A 20,853-nucleotide genomic window follows, 5' to 3' on the forward strand; every position below is an offset into this window, starting at 1 on the left:
ATTTGGAAAAACATAAAGTGAATCTTTTACATTCAATTTCGTTTAGCTGTATAGGCAAGATTTATGATTAATAAGTCGAATCTTTCTATTTTAAATAGCCCGCGAAAGCAAAGTGAATACCCGCTGAGCAGGAGAATACCCGCGGAAGCAAGGTAAATACCCGCGGAAGCAAGGAGAATACCCGCGGAAGCAAGGAGAATACCCGCGGAAGCAAGGAGAATACCCGCGGAAGCAAGGAGAATACCCGCGAAAGCAAAGTGAATACCCGCGGAAGCAAGGAGAATACCCGCGGAAGCAAAGTGAATACCCGCGGAAGCAAGGTAAATACCCGCGGAAGCAAGAGAAATACCCGCGAAAGCAAGAGAAATACCCGCGGAAGCAAGAGAAATACCCGCAGAAGCAAGGAGAATACCCGCGGAAGCAAAGTGAATACCTGCGGAAGCAAGGTAAACCCTCACGCAAAGAGGATATTTGGTGTGAGTTATAATAGAAGGTAAATAAAAACAAAGAAAATTTTGTTCTAACTTTTTCAATTTAGCTTACACTTACTATAGGACGAACTTAGTGTTGAACAAGGGAGGAAATGACATAGCGAAAAAAATGGGAATTGTCGCGCTACTTATATTCGGTGTTTATGTGCTGTGTATGTATTGGTATATATTCCATAGCGGTGGTGGTACTATACCACGAGCGATGCAGGGGACAGCCGCCGATCCAGTGATGTTTATGTCTGAAAAAGAATTATATTTAAGTGGTGAATATTCGAAAATACGGAACTTCCTATTCTTTGTTGCTACACCTTTGGAATGGTTAGTCTTTTTCATGATATTAATAATGGGCGTATCACGTTATTTCGAAAAGGTAGCGACGTCACAAGCAAAATGGAAGCTATTACAAAATGCAAGTTACTTATTTTTATTATCACTTTTACTATATGTTGTACTATTTCCACTCAATTATTATCGTTACAATTTAAGTAAAGCCTACGGAATAAGTACACAAGGATTTTCATCATGGATGCGGGATGGCATTATTGAATTTTGGGTCAACTTTGGCATGAGCTTAATTATCGTGTCTGTCCTTTATTGGCTCATCCAAAAAAGTGCCAAAAGATGGTGGCTCTATGCATGGTTTCTAACGATTCCGTTTACAATTTTTGTAATGTTTATTCAACCTGTAGTTATTGATCCTTTATATAACGATTTTTATCCGCTCAAAAATAAAGAGCTAGAGGCAAAAATTTTGTCTATTGCTGCACAGGCAAATATACCAGCAGAGCATGTGTATGAAGTCAATATGGCAGAAAAAACAAATGCCTTAAATGCTTATGTGACGGGTATTGGCAGTAATTCGAGAATTGTGCTTTGGGATACAACGTTAAATCGTTTAACAGATAATGAAATATTATATATTATGGCTCATGAAATGGGACACTACGTTGAGAAGCATATTTATTTTGGGATTGCGGGATATCTTTTGCTGACATTGCTAGGGTTATGGCTATCAGCGAAATGTTTAAGGTGGATGATTGGACGTTACGGACAGGTATTAAAAATTAAAAAAATCGGTGATATAAGCTCTTATCCATTATTTTTACTCATAACATCCGTTTTATTATTTGCTTCAAGCCCTCTGTCGAATTATATTTCGCGGTATCAGGAAACGAGAGCTGATCAATATGCGATTTCATTAACGGGTGATCGAGAGTCTGCAGTTACTGCATTCCAAAAGCTAACGATATCTGGGTTAAGTGAAGTGAATCCACAGTTACTCGTAAAGTGGTTTCGTTATACACATCCGCCAATGCTTGAACGTATTTATGGGGTTGCAGAGAATGTAGAAGAGAATAAAGAGGAGCCTTTAAAAGAAGTGCCGATAAAAGAGGAGCAGAAAAAAGAATATCAGAAGAAATAAATATCGTTTTTTTTAACTTTTTTCAGCGGTTGTCCAATCATCCGCTGAAAAAGAGGAACCCAGTCTAAGAACGCCACGTTCTGTGGCAACGACTGAGTGACCAACTACGTGCTGTCGCTTCGCTTTCGCACATACAAAACACGTTGCTGACGCTGCGTTAGCACTACGCTTTCGCGCAAAAAACATCTATTGGCTCAAAGCCTCTGGACGCAACTGCGATACTCCAGGTTTTTTGAACGAATAAGTTGGGTATTCTAAGATTAAAACTGTTCGTTAATGATAGGGGAATTGTTATGCGTAATATTGTGGTTATTACACTTTCATCGATATTAGTCGCCTTTGCCTATAATTTTTTGTTAATTCCACATGAGATTTTAAGTGGGGGATTAAGTGGGATTGCTATCATGCTTGGTATTATTACGCCTTTAAATACAGGGGTAATAAATTTACTATTGAACTTGCCTTTACTTATTATAGGGGTCTTAAAGCTAGGGAAACGATTCATAGGATATACCATTCTTTCAGTAGTTGTTTTGTCAGCAAGTTTGTATATTATTCCAATCCATAAAGCTACCCAAGACCCAATTCTCGCCTCATTATTCGGGGGGGTTATTGTGGGCTTAGGGACGGGTATGATTTTTCGTGCGGCAGGTTCCTCGGGAGGTTTTGATATTATAGCGATGCTGTTAAGTCGCAAACGGGATTTTCCACTAGGTACATTAATCTCTGCGATGAACGGTATTGTTGTAGCTATCTCCGGATTCGTTTTTAGCTGGGATGCGGCATTGCTGACGCTCGTATCGATTTATGCCACAGGGAAGGTTGTCGACACGATTCATACGAGTCATATTAAATTGACACTGATGATTATTACGAGCAAGGGTGAGGAAGTCAAACAGCAACTACTGGAAAAGCTCCATCGAGGTGTAACTATTATGGATGCGAAAGGCGCTTATTCAGGAGAAGGGCGAAAAGTACTAATTACCGTCATTACACGCTATCAGCTTGCTGAAGTAAAAGGGTTGATAAAGGAAGCAGACGCCAAAGCCTTCGTCAATATATTGCAAACTACCGAGGTCATCGGTGTGTTTGATAGGGGGATAAAGTAAAGGATAACCTGGATTCGCATAAAAAACGGATGTCTTGCTAGAAACAAATAAATATGTATTCCTTCTACACACGTTGTGGATTATAATTAATATAATCGAACGTGTGTTTTTGTATTTGGGAGGGGTTAAATCATGAACAAAGAAACAATTCACGCATATTGCTTAAAGCTTCACGGAACAACGTATGATTACAAAGAAGAATGGCAGGCGGATCGCTATCATATTGGGGGTAAAATGTATGGGATGATGGGCGGCGATGCTACTGGTAGACCGGTACTTACGTTTAAATGTGAACCGATTCGAGCTGAAGAGTTGAGAGAAGCCTATGAAGGTATTATTCCAGGCTACTATATGAATAAAACACATTGGAATTCAATCTATATGGATGTAGATGATGTACCTATGGATTTAGTTGAAAATTTAATCCAACATTCTTATGAGCTAGTTTTAGGAAAGTTAACAAAAAAAGCTCAACAGGAAATTCACTTATTGAAAAAATGAAGTATAAATACCGGTGCGTCAAATTAAGGCCCTAGGCAAAGAAATGGGTGTAGAATCAGCCAGAAGATACTCCGATCCAGCCGATATTTAATCCACCGCCTAAAGGGAATATATGAATACCCGCGCGAAATAACACAATATATGAAATTAAAAAAGAATCTGCAAGTTTCTCCAGCTTAACCACGGAGAAAGCAGATTCTTTTTTGTAGCACCCGTGCATACCTAGTTATACCCAAGTTCACCAAATGGCTGAAGCTTGTCGAGCCATTTTTGTTCTAGTTTTTCTAGCTCCTTTTTGGCATCGAAATAACCCTCTTCTTTTTTCTTCAAATATTCCACAACTTCAATATCAAAAGCATCGTTGCCGAAAGTGTTGTAGTCGGCTTGTAGCTCTTTATTAGTATGTGTATTTGTTTTTAACATAAACTGAAAGCCGTTTAAGCGTTTTAAATTATTGAAGCTACCTACAAACACTTTACCATTTTGTTTATTGGTCATTGTGAAAACACCAGCTTCGATTTTTATTTCTTTATACAGTTCCTTTAATTCTTTTTTATGGTCCATTAGTAACCCTGCTTTCTTATTTTTTGATCCAGTAAGCACTGCCATCCTCTTTTCGATCCAAGAAGCCGTATTCGATTAAATAGCGACGTATTTGCACATAGTCCTCATATATCGGCTGAATTATTTCGTTTAATTCTTTTTCTGAATACTGTGTTGTTTCATCGAAAATCTTTGTGATTGCACGTAGTATTACTATTTTATGCTTTTCACGTTTTGGAAAGCGGACAAGCTCCTGGCCTATGCCGTTTGGAAAGTACTTTTCAAGTAATTGCTGTTCTTCAGAAATTGTAATGTTATAACGATCGTCGACCATCGTTGCCGTTTTGTGAATAGGTACAAAGCTATCTTCCTTTTCATTCTGTTCTTTTAATAGCTCCATCATTGCAAGAAACGTTTTCGCTTGACGTTCCTTTTCTTTAAGAGTAAAGCGATGGTGACGTATCGTTGTTGCACTACCAATTTCCAGCTCTTCTTTAATTTCTTGATCGGTTTTTCCTTCATAAAATAAGCGTAAAATATGACTTTGATGATCAGTGAGTCCTGTCATTTTTTTATGAAGGCCATTTAAATAATGAAATACAGATCGATGTGCAGCGGTAATATGATGTTGCATAAATTTTTCTGCCTCGAATAGAACGCCTTCATGTGGATAAATAATACCTTTTTCAATTTTTTCGCCGCAAAGTAAACAAGTGAAGTGTGTTGCTTCATCGTTATAGCCTTTTTTTATGTCATGGATTGAAGCTTGCCAAAATAATTCATTTACATCCATTGGGAATCCTCCTGAAAAACAAACGATTAATAGTTTTGTTTGTTTATTTATTATTAAAATAACAAATTGTTTGAATAAAATCAATAAAAAACACATCGTTTTATAAACGATGTGCGAAAATGTTTATTTATTTTTCTTTTTAAAAATAATGATAGATAAAATAGCTAGCACAATAATAGTGACGAAAATAATAATAATGCTTGTTGAGGTACTTAGTATATTTCCGTGAAGGTCATAGACAATACCATACATTATTTTATAGTCCTCTACCTGTGAAGCAGGAGCACCTTCAAAAACCTTAGAAATTGAGTTGTCCATAAAGGCATTGCGTAGTAGGAGCGTTGTATGGCTGATAGGAAAATACATAATAAGATTTTGAGCAAAGGCTGGAAGTGCACCAACAGGTACATAAACACCACAAAAGAAACCGAGTGCTGTACCGACGATTGTACTAAGTGTTGAAAATGAATGTTGGGTATTAGCAAGTAATACAAGGAACAGGTTAAAAACACTGGCCAGTAACACGGATATAAATAGTAATCCTACTACTTTGATGAAAGCCTCTAAGCTCAATAGCTGACCGCCAGTTGTTGCGATAAAAATTTCACAGCCAATAAGGGCGATGAAGGAAAAGATACAGCCAATGATAAAGGCATTTAATACATAGCTAAATTGAATGGTTGCTCGCGAAATCGGAGCAGTAAGAAAATCAGCTTGTGCTTTTGATTCAAGATCCTTAACAGCAATTCCATACGCGGCAAGTGTAGTCGAAACAGCAGTCATAGAGAGTAAACCAGCGACAATCCATTCATTGACCATCGTTACCAATTCGGGAGTAGACTTTGTCATTTGTTCTATTGCATTTACTTGCGTTTTTTGAAGAAATACTGCGTAAAGGATAATGACGATAATGACGGAAAGCAGCGAGTAAAAGACTTGTGTTTTATCACGTCTAAAAACCTTGTTATTTCGTTGTACTAAGCTAAATAATGCTTCCATTAAGCTGCACCTCCCTCGGCCATAATATGAAGAAAGACATCATCCATCGTACCTTTGATGACTTCAAACGAAACAATAAGCGACTCCGCTTGTTTTAATAGTGTTAAAGCATGAAGTGTCGAGTCGACTCGGATGGAGAAAATACCTAGCTTTTCTGTATAAGAGATGGCATTGTCTTCGAGCCACTGTATCCCTTCTGAACTATTATGAAAAACAAGCGCCATTGAATCATAGGCGTATTTTGTTTTTAGAGCATCTGGTGTTCCTTCTGCAACAATTTCTCCTTCCTTTAAGACGATGACGTGATGAGCGACAGCCGCTTCTTCCATGTAATGTGTTGTTAAAAAAACAGTCATATTTGTTTCGAGTTGAAGCTGCTTAATGGCTTGCCAAACGAATTGACGCGTTTGTGGATCAAGTCCAGTTGTTGGTTCATCTAAAAACAATATTTTTGGTCGATGGATAAGGGCTCGAGCGATATCAGCACGCCTTTTTTGACCACCTGATAAAGTCCCGTATTTGCGCTTTTCAATATCAGCTAAATGCAAATATGTTGAAACGAATTGATAGTTATCGGTTAATTGTTTTTTCGATAAGCCATATGTTTTACCGCGGTGAAGTATATTTTCCTGCACCGTTAAACGTTCATCTAGTAAACTTTGCTGGAATACGACACCTATAGATTTTCGAATTTCGGCATTGTCATTGCTTGCATCAAGTGTGTAGCCATTAATGTTTACTGTACCGTTTGATTTTTTTAATAATGTACAGAGTATTTCAATGGTCGTTGATTTCCCCGCACCATTTGCACCTAAAAAGGCGAAGAGGGAACCTTGCTCAACCGTAAATGAAATACCTTTTACGGCCTGATGATTGCCATATTGCTTACATAGATTTTCAACTTGTATAGCAAAGGTCATATTGTTTATTCCTTTCTTTTTTGAATTACTTGATTGATTTTTGCAATATCACTTTTTTGAAGCACATAAATGATGCACCAAGCGATAAAGAAAATAATAGCTTCACTTATAAAAATATACGGAATGCCGGAATGTTCAAACCAACCCCCGAAATAGCCTGCAATCAACACACACAGCGTAACTGCAATTACATGTAAAATAAACTGAGCAATAAAAGGTAAACGCTCAATATCAAAGATGGTAGACAGCAGACCTATTACAGCTCCAAGGATAGCGGCGATGATAATTTGTTCAAGTAATTCCGGCCCTGATATCATAGCGTTATTAGATATGACACTTAATGTTACTAAGACGTAGGAAGAGCTAAGTGATATGAGTATTCCAATAATCATCATGCGAATAAATTTCATATTATGAGTCCCTCCCAATACCTAAGTGATGTTTTAGTTCTTTTAAATATTTGCGACTAACATGGACGGACACATCGTTTTCTAAAATCAGTTCTGTTGTACCGATTTTACCCATTTGAATAGAGGCAATTTTATTAATGTTGACGAGTGTCGATTTGCTAACACGGGCAAAGTCTTTCGCTAATTGTGCTTCTAGCTCATATAATTTCCGCTTCGTTTCGAATTCTTGTTCCTCCGTCTGCAAAAAAACTTTTGCACCCTCTGCGTAAATGGAGTAAATATCCGAAATTTTTAGCATATGAATTTCCTGTTGAAAGTAGCCATCTAGCATTGTTGTTTGTGAAGCTTGAAGCTGCTTCATTAGGCGTTCAATTTGCTCGGTGTATTCCTTTGCATGTATATGAATCTCAGTTTCTTCTAGCTCACTATTGATTGTTAAATGAATTTTCATGGGAGGCCTCCTTTACATATCCCCGCTATGGAGAAACACTGAATCAGGTAATAATAATGTATCATAGAAAATTTTGGCTTGGAGAAAATCTTGGATAAGAGGTTAAATTTTATCGATAACAGGTTCAATTTGAACGATATATGACTTTGCAAAAAAGTGATGAAGTAGAAAAGTAGGCAAGTTCACGGCATAATAGAATTATACAGTCATGAGGGGTTGCTTCTATGTTTATTTTTGACAAGCACATGTTTATTACTTTATGTATTGGCTTAACAGGTGCGATTTTATTTAATTTATTACATATTCCAATGCCGTGGTTACTTGGAGCAATAGCAGCAGTGCTAACTATACAGTTATCGACGAAAGTACAGTTAAAATGGCATAAATATTTCCGTAATTTTGGCTTAATTGTTGCGGGCTATTCCATTGGTTTTGCGTTTACTCCAGAAGCGGTGCAGGATATTAAACAATTTATAGGAAGTATGATTGTTTTAAACGTATTATTTATCGCACTGTTTTTTGTTGTTAGTTATATAGTGGCCAAACGTGCGGATTTAGATTTTGCGACCGCGTTGACTTGCTGTGTACCTGGTGGCATGTCCCAGGTTGTTGCCTTTGCCGAGGAGCAAGGGGACATGGATATGGTCGTGATTACGTTTTTCCAAATATTAAGGGTTCTTATAATTGTCGGCTTTGTGCCATTAATGGTGTCAGGCGCTGGGGGAACTGCTGTAGTTGTCAACGGAGCGTATTCATGGAGCTTAATAGGATTACTTGCTGTCTGTGGAGTAGCAGGTTGGCTAGCGCAAAAGGCAAAAATTCCGACAGGCTATATGCTTGGCCCGGTATTTTTATTAATGGGTATCAATATAGCAGGGATCGACGTGCCGAAATTGCCATTGTCACTACTTCATATTGCTCAACTAATGCTTGGGATTTACATCGGACTTTTATTGAAAAAAGACGATTTACATTTATCGAAGAAGCATGTATTTTACGCATTTGTATCGGCAAGTATTTTTATTGGCGCAGCCTATGGCTTAACATTTATTATGAAAAGTTTATACAGCCTTGATTTTAAGACAGGCTTTTTAAGTATCGTACCAGGCGGGCTTGATCAAATGGGGATTATCGCGGCTTCTGTGCATGCAAATGTCACGATCGTCACCGCATTTCAGCTGTTCCGAGTGCTGGTCATATCCGTTTTCCTCGTACCGTTTGTGAAAATGTTTGTGAAAAAAGTGAAAACGTAGGGTACGGGTGGATATCACCAGTTTATTGTATGAAAAATTTATAAAATATTAACACTGTCATGTATATAAGTTGATTGGAGTGGAGGCTGGGCGACACCTTGGGGATCAGCAATAGAGGAACTGAGGCTAAAAGCATCACATCCTGTGATAACGCCTCCGTGACCAACATCGTGTTGGCCCGAGACCCTGGAGCGAGCAACGCGAGTGAAGCGGCTCATTGGACGCCCCCAGGAAAGCGCCCAGCTGGAACGGAAATCAACCACACGTTATGGTATCGATCCTAGTATTGTAAAGGTGTGTATCGTTGACGATTCACTGGAATGGAAGTGTTCAACACCATTTTCTCAGTTATTTAATATTGAGATAAACACTGGTCGGGATATTAGCCAGCTTGATTATTTTGTCTATGCGGCTAAATTTCAACCATTTTTCCCGACTATTATGACCGTAAGTGTTATTTATATTTTTGCAGTTCTTATTTTTTCATTTACCAACTAAATCGTCAATTAGCCATTATCTTGTCAGGAATAATAAGTTGTGTAGGTATTGTTAGTAGTGGTATATTTCTTAACTCTACAACCAGTGGAGGGGATATATTCTTTTGGATTACAGCTGTCGGTGCATTAATTTTTATATGTAATACAATAAGTTTATGGTACAAGAAAAAAATACAATGTTTACGTGCGAGCACTAGTACATAAGTATTTGTACTAGTGCTCGCATTTGTTCAATCTTATAGCTACTCAATTTAATATTGAACAAAATGAGGATATGATCGTGTTAAAAGTATTTTGTGTAAGTAATGAGGCATAGCAGTATCGATAGCCTTAAAAGAAATACCGTCATATGACGGATAAAAAAAGATTGCCCATTAGATATTACCCTAATGAACAATCTTTCTAGCTGGAAAGCTTTTACCTTCACTTCAGCACATGTTATTTTGTTTGATCAGCTAGCATGAATACTAACCTGTATAGATTCCGCATTTCACTAGCACTATGTTTTAGCGTACTTACGCTACTCGCTAATTCTTGTATATTAGCTGTGAAAATCGCTATTTATCCAAACTCATTTAGAATTTTTTTGTTTTACATATCGTTTTATTATAAAACTTACTAAAACACTTATAAAAAGTATTAGTAATGGAATGGATTGAATATATATAAAGCCTTTAATAAATGCAAGGAACCCTCCATTGGGGTCATCTGTTGCCATAAGGCCAATAAAAAATGAAAGTGGAGCAACAACTACATTAATTGCTAAAGCGATACCGATGAAGAAAAATGAGAAACTCTTCTTTCCAACCGATATAATAATTACAACTACAATTAAAAATGCCAATCCGAAAACGAGAATTTCTGAAATATCTAAACATCTCTGCTGTTAAAATATGTATATTTAAATTAATAATTCAAAGTATTTTTCATTATATATCATTTATCTATTATTATGATATGAAAATTACTATATATTAGGCAACGCTATATAATAGTATGTATACTATCCTTTGCATAGCTTCTGTGTTTTTTACTGATAATAAGTTTCGTGTGCTTCCGCTACTCGCTAATTCTTGCGTAGCAGCTGTGAGAATCGCTTTTATTTCAAACTCATTTATAAATGGTTTGATTGACACCTTTCATTATAAAAGTTACTACAACACATATAAAAAGTATTAGTAATGGAATGGATTGAATAAATAAAAAGCCTAGAATAAAATCAAGTAATCCTGCGCTGGGGTCATCTGTTGCCATAACGCCAAAAGCGAATGAAATTGGAGCAATAAATGCATTAATTGCTAAACCGATGAAGAGAACTAAATAACCCTTTTTTCTAACCGGTTGGATACATCCTAATACAATGAATAAAGATGCCAATACTCCTCCTAAGAGAAAATAAATTATAACTAAACACCTCTTTCCTTATCTGAACTAATAATTTAATTCAAAGTATGTTTCATTATATATCATTTTCCTATTATTATGTAAAAAAGTTACTATCGTTTTTTGTTTTCATTGTTATAAAAATGATAATAATTTCATCTTTATTAAATGATGATTTTTTATGTGTTTTTTTATAAAGAACACATTTGAAACAACTGTCTTAACCTCTGAAAATTTTTTCTTTTCCAATTTATCGGAATTATGGTATTATAAAGTTAACTATTATGAACGGAGGTGAAAAGGAATGAATAAAAACGCTACGAAGACATGTGTAAAAGTAGATACAGCTATGTATTTTGCACGTGTGATTACTTTCGATTTTGCGAACAACGGGATAGGTCTGTCCATTTTTAAGCAAAATCAAATATCAAACGTAGCGAATTAACCATTCTTTTTCACAAACTAATGAGGAAAAGACTGCTTGTTAATCGAGCAGTCTTTTTTGTGTCTAGAGATGTTTTTCGCACGTTTCTTTGGAGGAGAAAACGATGCAAATTAAGGCTGAACAAATACAAAAAATTATTGGTGGAAATGTTTTATTTGAAGGACTTCAAGTAGAAGTTAATACAGGGGAGCATGTTGCCGTTGTTGGCGTGAATGGCAGTGGGAAGACGACTTTATTACAGTTGCTAGCTGGTTTGGATATGCCAGATAAGGGACGAATCATAAAAAGCAAGGAAGCAACAGTTGGGTATTTACATCAAATTCCACATTATCCTACGTACTCAGTAAGAGCAGTACTGGAGGATGCATTTGCGGAAATATATGCATTGAAGGCACACATGACAAAACTGGAGCAAGAGATGCTGTCAGCGGTAACAGATAAGGTACTCCAGCAATATGGTCATGTGCAGGAACAGTTTATGCTGCAGGGTGGCTATGAAATGGATGCGCAATTAGCCATGATTGCAAATGGCCTAGGTATTACACCATTACTTGAGCAGTCTTTTAGTAGGTTAAGCGGTGGGGAGAAAACAAAGGTGATGCTTGGGCAAATCTTGTTAAGCAATCCTTCTATTTTGCTATTAGATGAACCGACTAACCATTTAGATATGCAGGCAATTGAATGGTTAGAAAATTATGTCCGAAACTTTGTAGGAATAGTTATTGTAGTCTCACATGATCGTCAATTTATGAATCAGATGGCTCACAAAATAATTGAGATTGAGGATGGAGAGGCATTTACGTATATCGGAAATTACGATGCATTTGTAGCACAAAAAGAAGCAAAGGTTGAACAGCAGTTTGCTGAATACGAAGAACAGCAAAAGAAAATAAAAAAAATGCAGGAAACAATAAAGCGTTTAAAGCAATGGGCAAATGAAGCGAATCCGCCAAATGCAGGGCTGCATCGACGCGCCAAAAGTATGGAAAAAGCACTAGCCCGTATAGAGCGTGTGAAGAAGCCTACAACGAAAAAGAAAATGAATTTAGCTTTAACAATGGCTGAGCGTAGTGGTAAAGAGGTTGTACAAATGAAGGGCATTAGCCATGCATTTGAAAAACCATTATTTAAGGAAAGTGATTTATCGGTTTACTTCGAAGAACGACTGGCGATTGTGGGTGGCAATGGCAGTGGAAAATCAACGTTATTAAAAATGATGCTAGGTGAAGTAGAACCAAATGAAGGTGTTTGTCATGTCGGCAGTAGTGTTAAAATTGGCTACTTATCGCAACAGTTTGAGCATGGAAATCCTGCCATTCGTTTAATAGATGCCTTCCGTGAGAGCGTCTCTGTGTCAGAGGCTGAAGCACGTCATATTCTTGCTCAGTTTTTATTTTATGGTTATGACGTCTTTAAAAAAGTGAAGGATTTAAGTGGCGGAGAAAAAATGCGCTTACGTCTAGCGCAGTTAATGCATGAGGATATTAATTTATTAATACTGGATGAGCCGACCAACCATTTAGACATTGAAGCAAGAGAGGTATTGGAGGATACATTGGAATCCTTTGAAGGAACTATTATTGGAGTTTCGCATGACCGCTACTTTTTACAAAAGATTTTTACAAAAGTTGCATGGATTGAGCATGAAACGATTCAAGTGTTTGAAGGGGATTATGAATGGGCAAGACAAAAACGCCGCTTAGAAATAGTAAATGAACCAGTTATAAAAGAAGCTCCTGAAAAGATCTACGCGACTAAAAAAGAGATACCCATTGAAGAACAAATTGAAAAGCTTGAAATGAAATTAAAGGAGCCGACACTAGCTAAGGAGCAACGTCAAAAGCTTGAACAGCAGTTAGAGGATTTATATGAAAGTTGGATTGAGGGAGGAACAGAACATGCATAAAATTGAACATATCATGCAGCTAGATATTGACTATATTAAAAGTTTTAGTGAGATAGAAACATGTAATGAAGGAGTATTATTTTATAATAAGGAAATGCCAACCTATTACGACGCCAATCATGCACATATTTGGAGGAAGGTTGTCGAGCCAAATATACTTTTAAAGAACATAAAAGACTTCTATCAGTCAAAATCGCTTATCCCAAGATTGTATTTATACAACGTGGAGGAAAATCAGTCGTGTATAGAAGCATTAGAGGATTATGGCTTTCATTATGAAAGTTTTACAGATGATGTACAGTGTTGGAATGGTGAATACGTGCAATTATCTCATAATCCAGCCATTCAAATTGAACGTGTAACAGATGCCAATATGGAGGAAGCATTAGCCGTAGAAATGAGTATTGCTACATTTGGGGAGCCTGAATTAATCAAACAAGCTTTTGAGAAAACCTATCATTCTCCGCATTTTACGTATTATTTATTAAGAGTGGATGGTAAAGCTTGCTGTACTGCCAATATTTTTATCTCAGGGAATCAAGGAAGAATTGAGAGTGTGGCGACGATTGAAAGTTACCGAGGACGAGGATTGATTGGATATATTCTGCAACACATTCAGCAAGAGTCGGTAAAACAGGGATTAGAATATCTCTGGATCTTGCCAATCAATGAGCAGGTTGCAAAGGTTTATGACAAGGCAAATTTCAAATCAATAGGTAAATTAAAATCGATTCATGCCTTTACTGAAGGAAAAAGCATTCATCAAATACGACAAGATGCTTAATTAGGATGAAAAATAAAAATGCTAGCATCTATCTTGGGTGATCAATTAGGAATGTCTATTTGTGGTGCAAGGCAAGAGCCACTTTTAGTTGTGCTTATTTTAGTCGTAGAATATGTCTCATACCGTGTAAGAACAGCTTGTAAAGGATAAAGTGGTAAAATCGCCCGTTTAATAAATATTGCAATCCTGAACAGTAACGACTACTCAGAATTTTCTAATAATTGTTCGAAAGATGGATTTTTAATCTTTAAAAGTTTTTTACTTGAAAAAATAGCGTATTCGATTTATTGTCTTTAGAGATACTTGTTTAATGGACTTGGAGGATATAGAATGCACGGAATTTATATACGCTATAATGTCTCAGAAGAAACCTCAGCAGCACAATGGCCCCAAAAAATGGATGCATTTGCGTATGTTCAACGAGGGAAGCCACAACAAGACAATGACAATTTGCTGTCGATGGAAGAGCTAAAAAGCCACGCCATTCGCTATATTAAAAGCTTAAAAGACAATGCAAGTGATCATTTAGTAGAGCAACGCAACGGTGAAATTGAGCACTTTGATCGACGCTATATAGAATCCTTAAAGCTAAAGGAAAGCATCGATTCACAGCTTATTAATCTAGAAGAAATTCGTTTACTTTTACAGCTAATGAATGTTTTAAATTTATCACATGGTTTTGGAGAAAATGCTGGGAAGCTACTACGTCAAATTACCCCATATGCAAAAGAGGTTGAGCATCCAACATTCCAAACAACTCGTGTTGAGCGACATTTTTATTCAGAATTAATAGAACAAATTGAAGCTGTATATGCACGAATTATGCGTCAACACAACCCATCAACGACTGAAATGCAGCAATCAGAAAAGCTATGGACAACAGTTTGTGAGCAAGCTATAGAAAAGGTTGAATCACGAATTGAACGCTTGTCGTCTATCAAATTAAAGCATGAGAAAAATTTGCTAGAGTTTAATCAATTAAAACAGCAAAATATCGATGCAAAGGAACGCCTAGATATTGCTGTCAATGATCTCGATGCTATTTTAAATGTATTAGAATCTTAAAGGCTTTGTTAATGTCTATATAATGTGTTTTAAGTGGGGTTAGCTATGAGCTGGCCCCACTTTTAGCCCCAGTTCCAATAGTGTGGTCAAATATGTCGGGTTGACTCAGAAGAAATACCTATATATTTAAAAGGCAGTGAACAGCAAGGAACTGATAATCCCTGGGTGAAACACATAACAATATCAAAAAGACATACTTCAATTGCGCCAATGGCAATTGAAAGTATGTCTGCTTTTAAGCAGATGAACTAGGGATGTTTGTTTTAACTTCTTTCAGCAAATGTCTTTGGTAGCGCCAGCTACAGATGTTTTAGGTAGCGAAAGCAAAGCGCCAGCTACAAATGTCTTTTGTGCTGATCGTGAAGCTACAGGCAAAGAAGTCTACCGCCTCTATAGGTGGTGAGATGAATGTGGATTTAAGTTACTTTTCAGCGGGTGTTCAAGCACCCGCTGAAAGAAGTTAAAGTCGATTCTGGATGCAATTATGCCGAGGTATAATTGATAAAACTCTAGAGCTCCGAAACTAGGCAGATTGTCCCTGTGTCTATGCCAGTTGGACCGTTAAACCCTGGAATTGTATCGATTACTGTATTTGTTTCAATATCTATGACAGACACAGTATTGTCAAGTTGATTTGTGACATAAGCAAGTGTACCATCCGGCAAGATAGTTACTTGGTCAGGAGATACTCCTACAGGGATTGTAGCAATTACCAAATTTGTTATTGTATCTATGACAGATACAGTATTATTACCTTTGTTTACAATGTAAACAAATGCTCCATCAGGCGTAATTGCTGTTCCAACAGGTCCTGTTCCAACGGGAATTATATCAACTACCGTATTTGTTGCAGTACTAATGACAGATACAGTGTTACTATTTTCATTTGTAAGGTAAGCAAATTGTCCGTTTGGTGTAATAACGATTGATCTTGGGCGAATACCAATTCCCACAGTAATAGTAGCAACCACAGCATTTGTAGCTGTATTTATAACGGATACTGAACTGGAGTTTTCGTTTGCAACGTAAGCGAACGCACTATCCGGAGTAAAAGCTATGCCCTGAGGTTGGAGCCCTACTGGGATAGTAGCAATTACGGTATTTGTAGCTGTACTAATGACAGATACAGAGTTAGCTCCAGCTCCATGATTTGATACATAAACAAGTGTTCCATCTGGTGAAACCGCTACACCAAGAGGTTGAAATCCTACTGGAATGGTAGTGACTACAGCATTTGTTGCAGTATTAAAAACCGTAACATTATTCGAGAAGAGAGCTGGGACATAACCAAATGCTCCATTTGGTGTAATCGCTATTTCAAGTGGAGCCGTTCCTACTGGAATGTCAGCGACTATCGTATTTGTCGCTGTATCAATTACTGATACTCTATTATCAGGAGTAGCTAACTGACCAGCGTCTGTAACGTACACTAAAAAATGACAAGGTGGAGGAATTGGCGGTTCTGGTATAAATGGTGGCTTACAACGACAAGGGCAACAAAAACCACAACAACGACAATGACAACTTGGATTTGATTTAAACTTGAACCTGAACGTTTTATTATTTTTATGTTCGTTTCTCACGATACACACCCTTCCTATCATATATTGACACTATATGCAAACAGATTTATATTGCTTGCACGTTTTACCTAAACCAAATATTTCTGTGTCGAATGGTTGGTCATATGAGTTGCCGAGCATTCTTAGAAGGGTTCTTTAACCACATTAAATGTACAGAATATAAGAAAAGCATGTCTGCTGATTGGAGCTTCTAAATAAAGCTCGACCAGTGACATGCTTTTATTTTTGTAAATAGAAATCGGAGATAGTACCATAACGTGGGTTCATTTTCGTTCCGCCAGCAACAACAGTACCGAGGTTGGGCACGAAGTTCAACTAATATTATTGTAATGTTTTAGCAAAGGCATCCAAACTTTTGATGATGAGTAAGAATATGCGATATCACCTTAATTGCCATTGTCTTTTTATGGTAACACGGTTCTATTTCTAGAGAACTTTAATACTATAAGAGGTTACCTGTGTCGCAATCTACCATTCAAAATTAAGAAAATATAAAAAATTACGAAACTTTTTGCAAGCTGCATCCGTATAGTAGGTAATACAATGAAAAGGGGTGAACAACTTGACGCTATTTGGCTATTCACTCGAGCAGATCTTTTTAGTGGTATTAATTTTCGGGGGTCTTGCAACTCTTTTAATTATGTTTTTTGGTGATGCTGTCGAGGGCATTGGAGAGGGGCTACCGATTTTTAATCCAAGTGTCATTCTATCTTTCATTACGTTGATGTCAGCAACAGGGTTTATTTTAGAAAAATTAGCCTTTTTCCCTAGCGTTTGGAACATTGTTGCTGCTTGTATCATCGGAGCTATTTTAAGTGCACTATTTTATTTATTCGTTCTTGTTCCGCTACGATCGGCCGATGTTTCTTTAGCTTATACGGAAGAATCGCTTGGTGGCCAGTTAGGAAAGGTCATTGTCCCAATCCCGACAGACGGTTTTGGAGAAGTAGTTATTGAAACGACTAGCGGTATGATTTCGAAGCGAGCAACAGGTTTTGACAATGAGGCTATCGATTACGATACGACAGTACTTGTTGTAGAAGTAAAGGAAGGAACACTTTTTGTGAGATCTTATGATAAGAAATTTTTATAAAGGAGCGATATTTATATGTCAATGGAGATTTTAATTGTATTAGGGATTGTAGCCTTTGTTTTAATCGCACTAGTTGCACTGTATGTGACAAAGTATCGTACAGCGGGTCCTGATGAAGCACTGATTGTGACAGGTAGCTATCTTGGCTCAAAAAATGTACATAAAGATGAGTCAGGAAATCGTATAAAAATTATTCGTGGTGGCGGTACATTCGTATTCCCGATTTTCCAACAAGCACAGCCGTTAAGCCTATTATCTAGTAAACTTGATGTGACTACACCTGAAGTGTATACGGAACAAGGCGTACCGGTTATGGCAGATGGAACAGCAATCATCAAAATTGGTGGTTCTATTTCTGAAATTGCTACGGCAGCAGAACAGTTTTTAGGGAAGCAAAAGGATGAGCGTGAAAATGAGGCACGTGAAGTGTTGGAAGGTCATTTACGTTCAATCTTAGGTTCAATGACGGTGGAGGAAATTTATAAAAACCGTGATAAATTCTCTCAAGAAGTACAACGTGTAGCATCTAATGACTTGGCGAAGATGGGTCTGACAATCGTTTCTTTTACGATTAAAGATGTACGCGATAAAAATGGCTACTTAGAATCGCTTGGTAAGCCACGTATTGCACAGGTTAAACGTGATGCGGATATTGCTACTGCAGATGCTGAAAAGGAAACACGTATTAAGCGTGCTGAAGCATCGAAAGAAGCACAAAAGGCAGAGCTTGAACGTGCGACTGAAATTGCAGAAGCGGAAAAAGAAAATCAATTAAAGGTAGCAGAATTCCGTCGTGAGCAAGATATCGCTAAAGCACGTGCTGACCAAGCATATGAACTTGAAACGGCTCGTGCAAAACAGGAAGTAACAGAACAAGAAATGCAAATTCGCATTATTGAACGTCAAAAGCAAATTGAATTAGAGGAAAAAGAGATTTTACGTCGTGAGAAGCAATATGATTCAGAAGTTAAGAAAAAGGCTGACGCTGATCGTTACGCTGTAGAACAAAATGCAGTTGCGGCTAAAATGCGTGAACTAGCACAGGCAGATGCGGAGAAATACCGTATTGAATCATTAGCACAAGCCGAAGCAGAGAAAATTCGTTTGGATGGTCTTGCAAAAGCGGATGCTGAGCGTGCAAAAGGGGAAACAGATGCGGATATTATTCGTCTTCGCGGTCTAGCAGAAGCCGAGGCGAAACGTAAAATTGCGGAAGCCTTCGAATACTATGGTCAAGCAGCTGTTCTTGATATGATTGTACGTATGATGCCAGAATATGCGAAAGAGCTTGCGAGTCCACTTGGCAATATTGATAAGATTACTGTTGTTGATACTGGCGGTGGGGAAGGAAGCGGCGGTGCCAATAAAGTAACTGCCTACGCAACTAATTTAATGTCAACGTTACAGGAATCGTTGAAGGAAACTTCAGGGATTGACGTTAAAGAACTAATTGAAAGCTACGCAGGGAAGCATACATTACGTCCTGAATTAGAGCAAATAGCAGTAGGCTTAGGAAAGCAAGTGCAAACTACAGATCATGAAACGCAAGAAGAAATAAAAGAAACAGTTGAACAAAAATAAAATTTTAGCCGCCTGATAGTTGTAATATCGGGCGGCTATTTTTGAGAAGTTTTTATTTTTCTTTCATTTGTTTCCATTCACTAGCGAGCATACCGTAAGCAACATGGTCGACATAATGATCATAAAGCCATTCTGCCGCACGAATCGTTCCCTCTTTTGTAAAGCCTAAGCGCTCAGGGATGGCACGGCTTTTTGCGTTGCCCACAGCAGCACGGATTTCGACCTTATTGAGCTGTAAATCCTCAAAAGCATATTGTAATAATGCTAGTACGGTCTGCGACATAATACCGTGCCCTTGAGCTCCTTCGCTGAGCCAATAGCCTATAGCAGCGATTTTATTGCTATGATTTATCGTGTTGAAGCCAGCGACGCCAACAATTTCACTTCGAAAAATGATAACAAGAGAAAGGCTACTTTTTGCTTCATGTCCTTTAATACAGCCCTCTATATATGCTGTTGTATCGGCTATTTCTTTTGTGAAATCTAACCATGGCAACCATTCACGTAAATATGCTCGTGATGCATCTGTTAAGGAAAAAACAGCATGAGCATCTTCTAATTCGATAGTACGTAAAGACAGTTCTGGATTAATAGTAATTTGCAATGTTATTCCCCCTTCATTATTTTAAAGCATCATGCATAAAGCCCTTCATTTCACGACTAAGAACTGTTAACTCCTCGATAATTTCACTGAAATCTTGAACGAGTTGAGCCTGTTCGTTTGTAGCGTCATTGATTTGCCCCATATTTTGCTTCAGGTTATCAAGGTTTCTATTTATATTTCTTAGGGATGCTTCAATGTTTTCAGTTGCGCTTGATGTTTCGGAAGATAGCTTTCTAACTTCCTGCGCTACGATGTTAAAACCAGCGCCATGCTGTCCAGCGCGAGCCGCCTCAATAGAAGCATTTAAGCCGAGTAAATTGGTTTGGCGAGAAATGCTTTTTATTAAATCTGTGACTTCATTTGTTTTCTCTGAATCTTCAAGGGCGTGCTGTGCTTGTTTGTTAATTTCCTCACTTGTTGCTGCCAATTCCTCTGAATGTGAGGCGATCGTATGTACTTTGTCCTGTAGGCTGTTAACGATGCTATCCATTGTTCCCATATAATCCTCGAGTTTAAGTTCATTGTCGATTGGCAGTCCAAACGCTAGAGCTCCTACGACTTTCCCGTTTTCACGGATTGGAAAAGAAAACGCATTGATGGCAACGCCGTATACATCCTCTGGTATAACAACATCAGCATTTTTTCCACTAAAGGCAATGAAAACATTTTGGTCATTAGCATTTACTTTTTGACCATCTTGATAGCCTGAATCTACACGTTTGCCAGCTAAGTATTTTATAACTGTTTCACTTTCCTTCTCAACGACAGCCACGATTGCTTCTTCCTTTAATGCAAGGTGGATATAGGGTACTGAAAGGGCTAAAGCTTCAATAATCTTCATGAAAATTCCTCCAAGTCTGTGCAACAAAAATAGTTTGGTCATCGGAGCCTAATTGCCAATGATTGCAAGATGATTACTTTCACTGTAACACAATATTTGCCAACTCAAAATAGATAAAAACTAAATTTATATGAAGAAAATGTGACTATAGTCATGGGTTGGATGTTAAATGAAATCG

General features: G+C 37.6%; 24 protein-coding genes. 12 read left to right on the top strand and 12 right to left on the bottom strand.

Translation table 11 applies throughout. The annotated features are described in order from the left end of the window. Nucleotides 1-32 precede the first annotated feature (32 nt). A complete protein-coding gene (locus ACVYAD_RS05395; protein WP_476425104.1) occupies nt 33-533 on the bottom strand; it encodes a hypothetical protein in 501 nt (166 codons plus the stop codon). A gap of 55 nt (nt 534-588) precedes the next feature. Between ACVYAD_RS05395 and ACVYAD_RS05400 the strand changes: the two genes are divergently transcribed. Then, complete coding sequence (locus ACVYAD_RS05400; RefSeq protein WP_476425257.1) at nt 589-1,914, top strand: M48 family metallopeptidase; 1,326 nt, start codon at nt 589-591, stop codon at nt 1,912-1,914. A gap of 12 nt (nt 1,915-1,926) precedes the next feature. Here the strand turns inward: ACVYAD_RS05400 and ACVYAD_RS05405 are convergent, their stop codons facing one another. Then, complete coding sequence (locus ACVYAD_RS05405; protein ID WP_476425106.1) at nt 1,927-2,100, bottom strand: hypothetical protein; 174 nt, start codon at nt 2,098-2,100, stop codon at nt 1,927-1,929. A gap of 107 nt (nt 2,101-2,207) precedes the next feature. On the opposite strand from ACVYAD_RS05405, the gene ACVYAD_RS05410 reads away from it, so the two are divergent. After that, complete coding sequence (locus tag ACVYAD_RS05410; protein WP_476425108.1) at nt 2,208-3,023, top strand: YitT family protein; 816 nt, start codon at nt 2,208-2,210, stop codon at nt 3,021-3,023. Nucleotides 3,024-3,155: 132 nt separating this feature from the next. After that, a complete protein-coding gene (locus ACVYAD_RS05415) occupies nt 3,156-3,524 on the top strand; it encodes an MmcQ/YjbR family DNA-binding protein (protein ID WP_476425110.1) in 369 nt (122 codons plus the stop codon). Between the two features lie 222 nt (nt 3,525-3,746). Here ACVYAD_RS05415 and ACVYAD_RS05420 read toward each other — a convergent pair whose 3' ends face one another. From ACVYAD_RS05420 to ACVYAD_RS05445, 6 genes are all read right to left on the bottom strand, one after another. After that, on the bottom strand, nt 3,747-4,088 hold the full coding sequence (locus ACVYAD_RS05420; RefSeq protein WP_079560350.1) for a GIY-YIG nuclease family protein: 342 nt from the start codon (nt 4,086-4,088) through the stop codon (nt 3,747-3,749). A 16-nt stretch (nt 4,089-4,104) separates the two neighbouring features. Continuing rightward, a complete protein-coding gene (locus tag ACVYAD_RS05425) occupies nt 4,105-4,860 on the bottom strand; it encodes a DUF2087 domain-containing protein (RefSeq protein WP_476425112.1) in 756 nt (251 codons plus the stop codon). 123 nt (nt 4,861-4,983) lie between these two features. Next, complete coding sequence (locus ACVYAD_RS05430; RefSeq protein ID WP_476425113.1) at nt 4,984-5,859, bottom strand: ABC transporter permease; 876 nt, start codon at nt 5,857-5,859, stop codon at nt 4,984-4,986. Beyond that, complete coding sequence (locus ACVYAD_RS05435; RefSeq protein WP_349661150.1) at nt 5,859-6,779, bottom strand: ABC transporter ATP-binding protein; 921 nt, start codon at nt 6,777-6,779, stop codon at nt 5,859-5,861. Before ACVYAD_RS05435 ends, ACVYAD_RS05430 begins: the two co-directional genes overlap by 1 nt. 5 nt (nt 6,780-6,784) lie before the next feature. Next, on the bottom strand, nt 6,785-7,189 hold the full coding sequence (locus ACVYAD_RS05440) for a DUF3021 domain-containing protein (RefSeq protein ID WP_476425115.1): 405 nt from the start codon (nt 7,187-7,189) through the stop codon (nt 6,785-6,787). A 1-nt stretch (nt 7,190) separates the two neighbouring features. Continuing rightward, entirely contained in the window at nt 7,191-7,640 is a 450-nt protein-coding gene (locus ACVYAD_RS05445; protein ID WP_049666943.1) for a LytTR family DNA-binding domain-containing protein, read from the bottom strand. A gap of 224 nt (nt 7,641-7,864) precedes the next feature. Between ACVYAD_RS05445 and ACVYAD_RS05450 the strand changes: the two genes are divergently transcribed. Next, nucleotides 7,865-8,893 (top strand): AbrB family transcriptional regulator, encoded by a 1,029-nt coding sequence (locus ACVYAD_RS05450; protein WP_476425118.1) that lies wholly within the window; start codon nt 7,865-7,867, stop codon nt 8,891-8,893. Between the two features lie 204 nt (nt 8,894-9,097). Further along, nucleotides 9,098-9,391 (top strand): DUF4306 domain-containing protein, encoded by a 294-nt coding sequence (locus tag ACVYAD_RS05455; protein ID WP_476425120.1) that lies wholly within the window; start codon nt 9,098-9,100, stop codon nt 9,389-9,391. A gap of 1,109 nt (nt 9,392-10,500) precedes the next feature. Here the strand turns inward: ACVYAD_RS05455 and ACVYAD_RS05460 are convergent. Continuing rightward, nucleotides 10,501-10,767: a hypothetical protein gene (locus ACVYAD_RS05460; protein WP_476425121.1), complete on the bottom strand. Its 267-nt coding sequence runs from the start codon at nt 10,765-10,767 to the stop codon at nt 10,501-10,503. A gap of 310 nt (nt 10,768-11,077) precedes the next feature. Between ACVYAD_RS05460 and ACVYAD_RS05465 the strand changes: the two genes are divergently transcribed. The 5 genes from ACVYAD_RS05465 (at nt 11,078) to ACVYAD_RS05485 (ending at nt 14,973) form a co-directional block, all read left to right on the top strand. After that, entirely contained in the window at nt 11,078-11,218 is a 141-nt protein-coding gene (locus ACVYAD_RS05465; protein WP_166672191.1) for an RAxF-45 family protein, read from the top strand. A 103-nt stretch (nt 11,219-11,321) separates the two neighbouring features. Then, nucleotides 11,322-13,124: a ribosomal protection-like ABC-F family protein gene (gene abc-f / locus ACVYAD_RS05470; RefSeq protein WP_476425123.1), complete on the top strand. Its 1,803-nt coding sequence runs from the start codon at nt 11,322-11,324 to the stop codon at nt 13,122-13,124. Continuing rightward, nucleotides 13,117-13,908, top strand: a complete 792-nt coding sequence (locus ACVYAD_RS05475; protein ID WP_476425125.1) for a GNAT family N-acetyltransferase — start codon at nt 13,117-13,119, stop codon at nt 13,906-13,908. The genes abc-f and ACVYAD_RS05475 overlap by 8 nt, the downstream gene beginning before the upstream one ends. 18 nt (nt 13,909-13,926) lie before the next feature. Beyond that, complete coding sequence (locus tag ACVYAD_RS05480) at nt 13,927-14,058, top strand: hypothetical protein (protein WP_476425126.1); 132 nt, start codon at nt 13,927-13,929, stop codon at nt 14,056-14,058. A gap of 180 nt (nt 14,059-14,238) precedes the next feature. Next, nucleotides 14,239-14,973: a hypothetical protein gene (locus tag ACVYAD_RS05485; protein WP_079559879.1), complete on the top strand. Its 735-nt coding sequence runs from the start codon at nt 14,239-14,241 to the stop codon at nt 14,971-14,973. Between the two features lie 509 nt (nt 14,974-15,482). Here ACVYAD_RS05485 and ACVYAD_RS05490 read toward each other — a convergent pair. Next, on the bottom strand, nt 15,483-16,556 hold the full coding sequence (locus ACVYAD_RS05490) for a beta-propeller fold lactonase family protein (protein WP_476425128.1): 1,074 nt from the start codon (nt 16,554-16,556) through the stop codon (nt 15,483-15,485). A gap of 562 nt (nt 16,557-17,118) precedes the next feature. On the opposite strand from ACVYAD_RS05490, the gene ACVYAD_RS05495 reads away from it, so the two are divergent. Next, nucleotides 17,119-17,649: an NfeD family membrane protein gene (locus ACVYAD_RS05495; protein WP_079559881.1), complete on the top strand. Its 531-nt coding sequence runs from the start codon at nt 17,119-17,121 to the stop codon at nt 17,647-17,649. A 15-nt stretch (nt 17,650-17,664) separates the two neighbouring features. Further along, nucleotides 17,665-19,230 carry a flotillin family protein gene (locus tag ACVYAD_RS05500; RefSeq protein ID WP_476425131.1) on the top strand — a complete coding sequence of 522 codons (1,566 nt, stop codon included), beginning with the start codon at nt 17,665-17,667 and terminating at the stop codon, nt 19,228-19,230. A gap of 52 nt (nt 19,231-19,282) precedes the next feature. On the opposite strand, the gene ACVYAD_RS05505 is transcribed toward ACVYAD_RS05500, so the two are convergent. After that, the gene (locus tag ACVYAD_RS05505; protein WP_349661162.1) at nt 19,283-19,834 is read right to left on the bottom strand and encodes a GNAT family N-acetyltransferase; all 552 of its coding nucleotides are present in this window, start codon (nt 19,832-19,834) and stop codon (nt 19,283-19,285) included. Between the two features lie 16 nt (nt 19,835-19,850). Continuing rightward, nucleotides 19,851-20,675 (bottom strand): methyl-accepting chemotaxis protein, encoded by an 825-nt coding sequence (locus ACVYAD_RS05510; RefSeq protein ID WP_476425133.1) that lies wholly within the window; start codon nt 20,673-20,675, stop codon nt 19,851-19,853. Nucleotides 20,676-20,853: the final 178 nt, after the last annotated feature.

The sequence above is a fragment of the Lysinibacillus sp. G1-3 genome (assembly GCF_056322905.1).

Bases quoted from the DNA above. Each gene is read 5' to 3' on its own strand.
- ACVYAD_RS05425 (WP_476425112.1), bottom strand. From the start codon at position 4,860: ATGGATGTAAATGAATTATTTTGGCAAGCTTCAATCCATGACATAAAA.
- ACVYAD_RS05435 (WP_349661150.1), bottom strand. From the start codon at position 6,779: ATGACCTTTGCTATACAAGTTGAAAATCTATGTAAGCAATATGGCAAT.
- ACVYAD_RS05450 (WP_476425118.1), top strand. From the start codon at position 7,865: ATGTTTATTTTTGACAAGCACATGTTTATTACTTTATGTATTGGCTTA.
- ACVYAD_RS05500 (WP_476425131.1), top strand. From the start codon at position 17,665: ATGTCAATGGAGATTTTAATTGTATTAGGGATTGTAGCCTTTGTTTTA.
- ACVYAD_RS05410 (WP_476425108.1), top strand. From the start codon at position 2,208: ATGCGTAATATTGTGGTTATTACACTTTCATCGATATTAGTCGCCTTT.
- ACVYAD_RS05480 (WP_476425126.1), top strand. From the start codon at position 13,927: ATGCTAGCATCTATCTTGGGTGATCAATTAGGAATGTCTATTTGTGGT.
- ACVYAD_RS05465 (WP_166672191.1), top strand. From the start codon at position 11,078: ATGAATAAAAACGCTACGAAGACATGTGTAAAAGTAGATACAGCTATG.
- ACVYAD_RS05415 (WP_476425110.1), top strand. From the start codon at position 3,156: ATGAACAAAGAAACAATTCACGCATATTGCTTAAAGCTTCACGGAACA.
- ACVYAD_RS05405 (WP_476425106.1), bottom strand. From the start codon at position 2,100: ATGTTTTTTGCGCGAAAGCGTAGTGCTAACGCAGCGTCAGCAACGTGT.
- ACVYAD_RS05445 (WP_049666943.1), bottom strand. From the start codon at position 7,640: ATGAAAATTCATTTAACAATCAATAGTGAGCTAGAAGAAACTGAGATT.
- ACVYAD_RS05420 (WP_079560350.1), bottom strand. From the start codon at position 4,088: ATGGACCATAAAAAAGAATTAAAGGAACTGTATAAAGAAATAAAAATC.
- abc-f (WP_476425123.1), top strand. From the start codon at position 11,322: ATGCAAATTAAGGCTGAACAAATACAAAAAATTATTGGTGGAAATGTT.
- ACVYAD_RS05430 (WP_476425113.1), bottom strand. From the start codon at position 5,859: ATGGAAGCATTATTTAGCTTAGTACAACGAAATAACAAGGTTTTTAGA.
- ACVYAD_RS05440 (WP_476425115.1), bottom strand. From the start codon at position 7,189: ATGAAATTTATTCGCATGATGATTATTGGAATACTCATATCACTTAGC.
- ACVYAD_RS05510 (WP_476425133.1), bottom strand. From the start codon at position 20,675: ATGAAGATTATTGAAGCTTTAGCCCTTTCAGTACCCTATATCCACCTT.
- ACVYAD_RS05485 (WP_079559879.1), top strand. From the start codon at position 14,239: ATGCACGGAATTTATATACGCTATAATGTCTCAGAAGAAACCTCAGCA.
- ACVYAD_RS05475 (WP_476425125.1), top strand. From the start codon at position 13,117: ATGCATAAAATTGAACATATCATGCAGCTAGATATTGACTATATTAAA.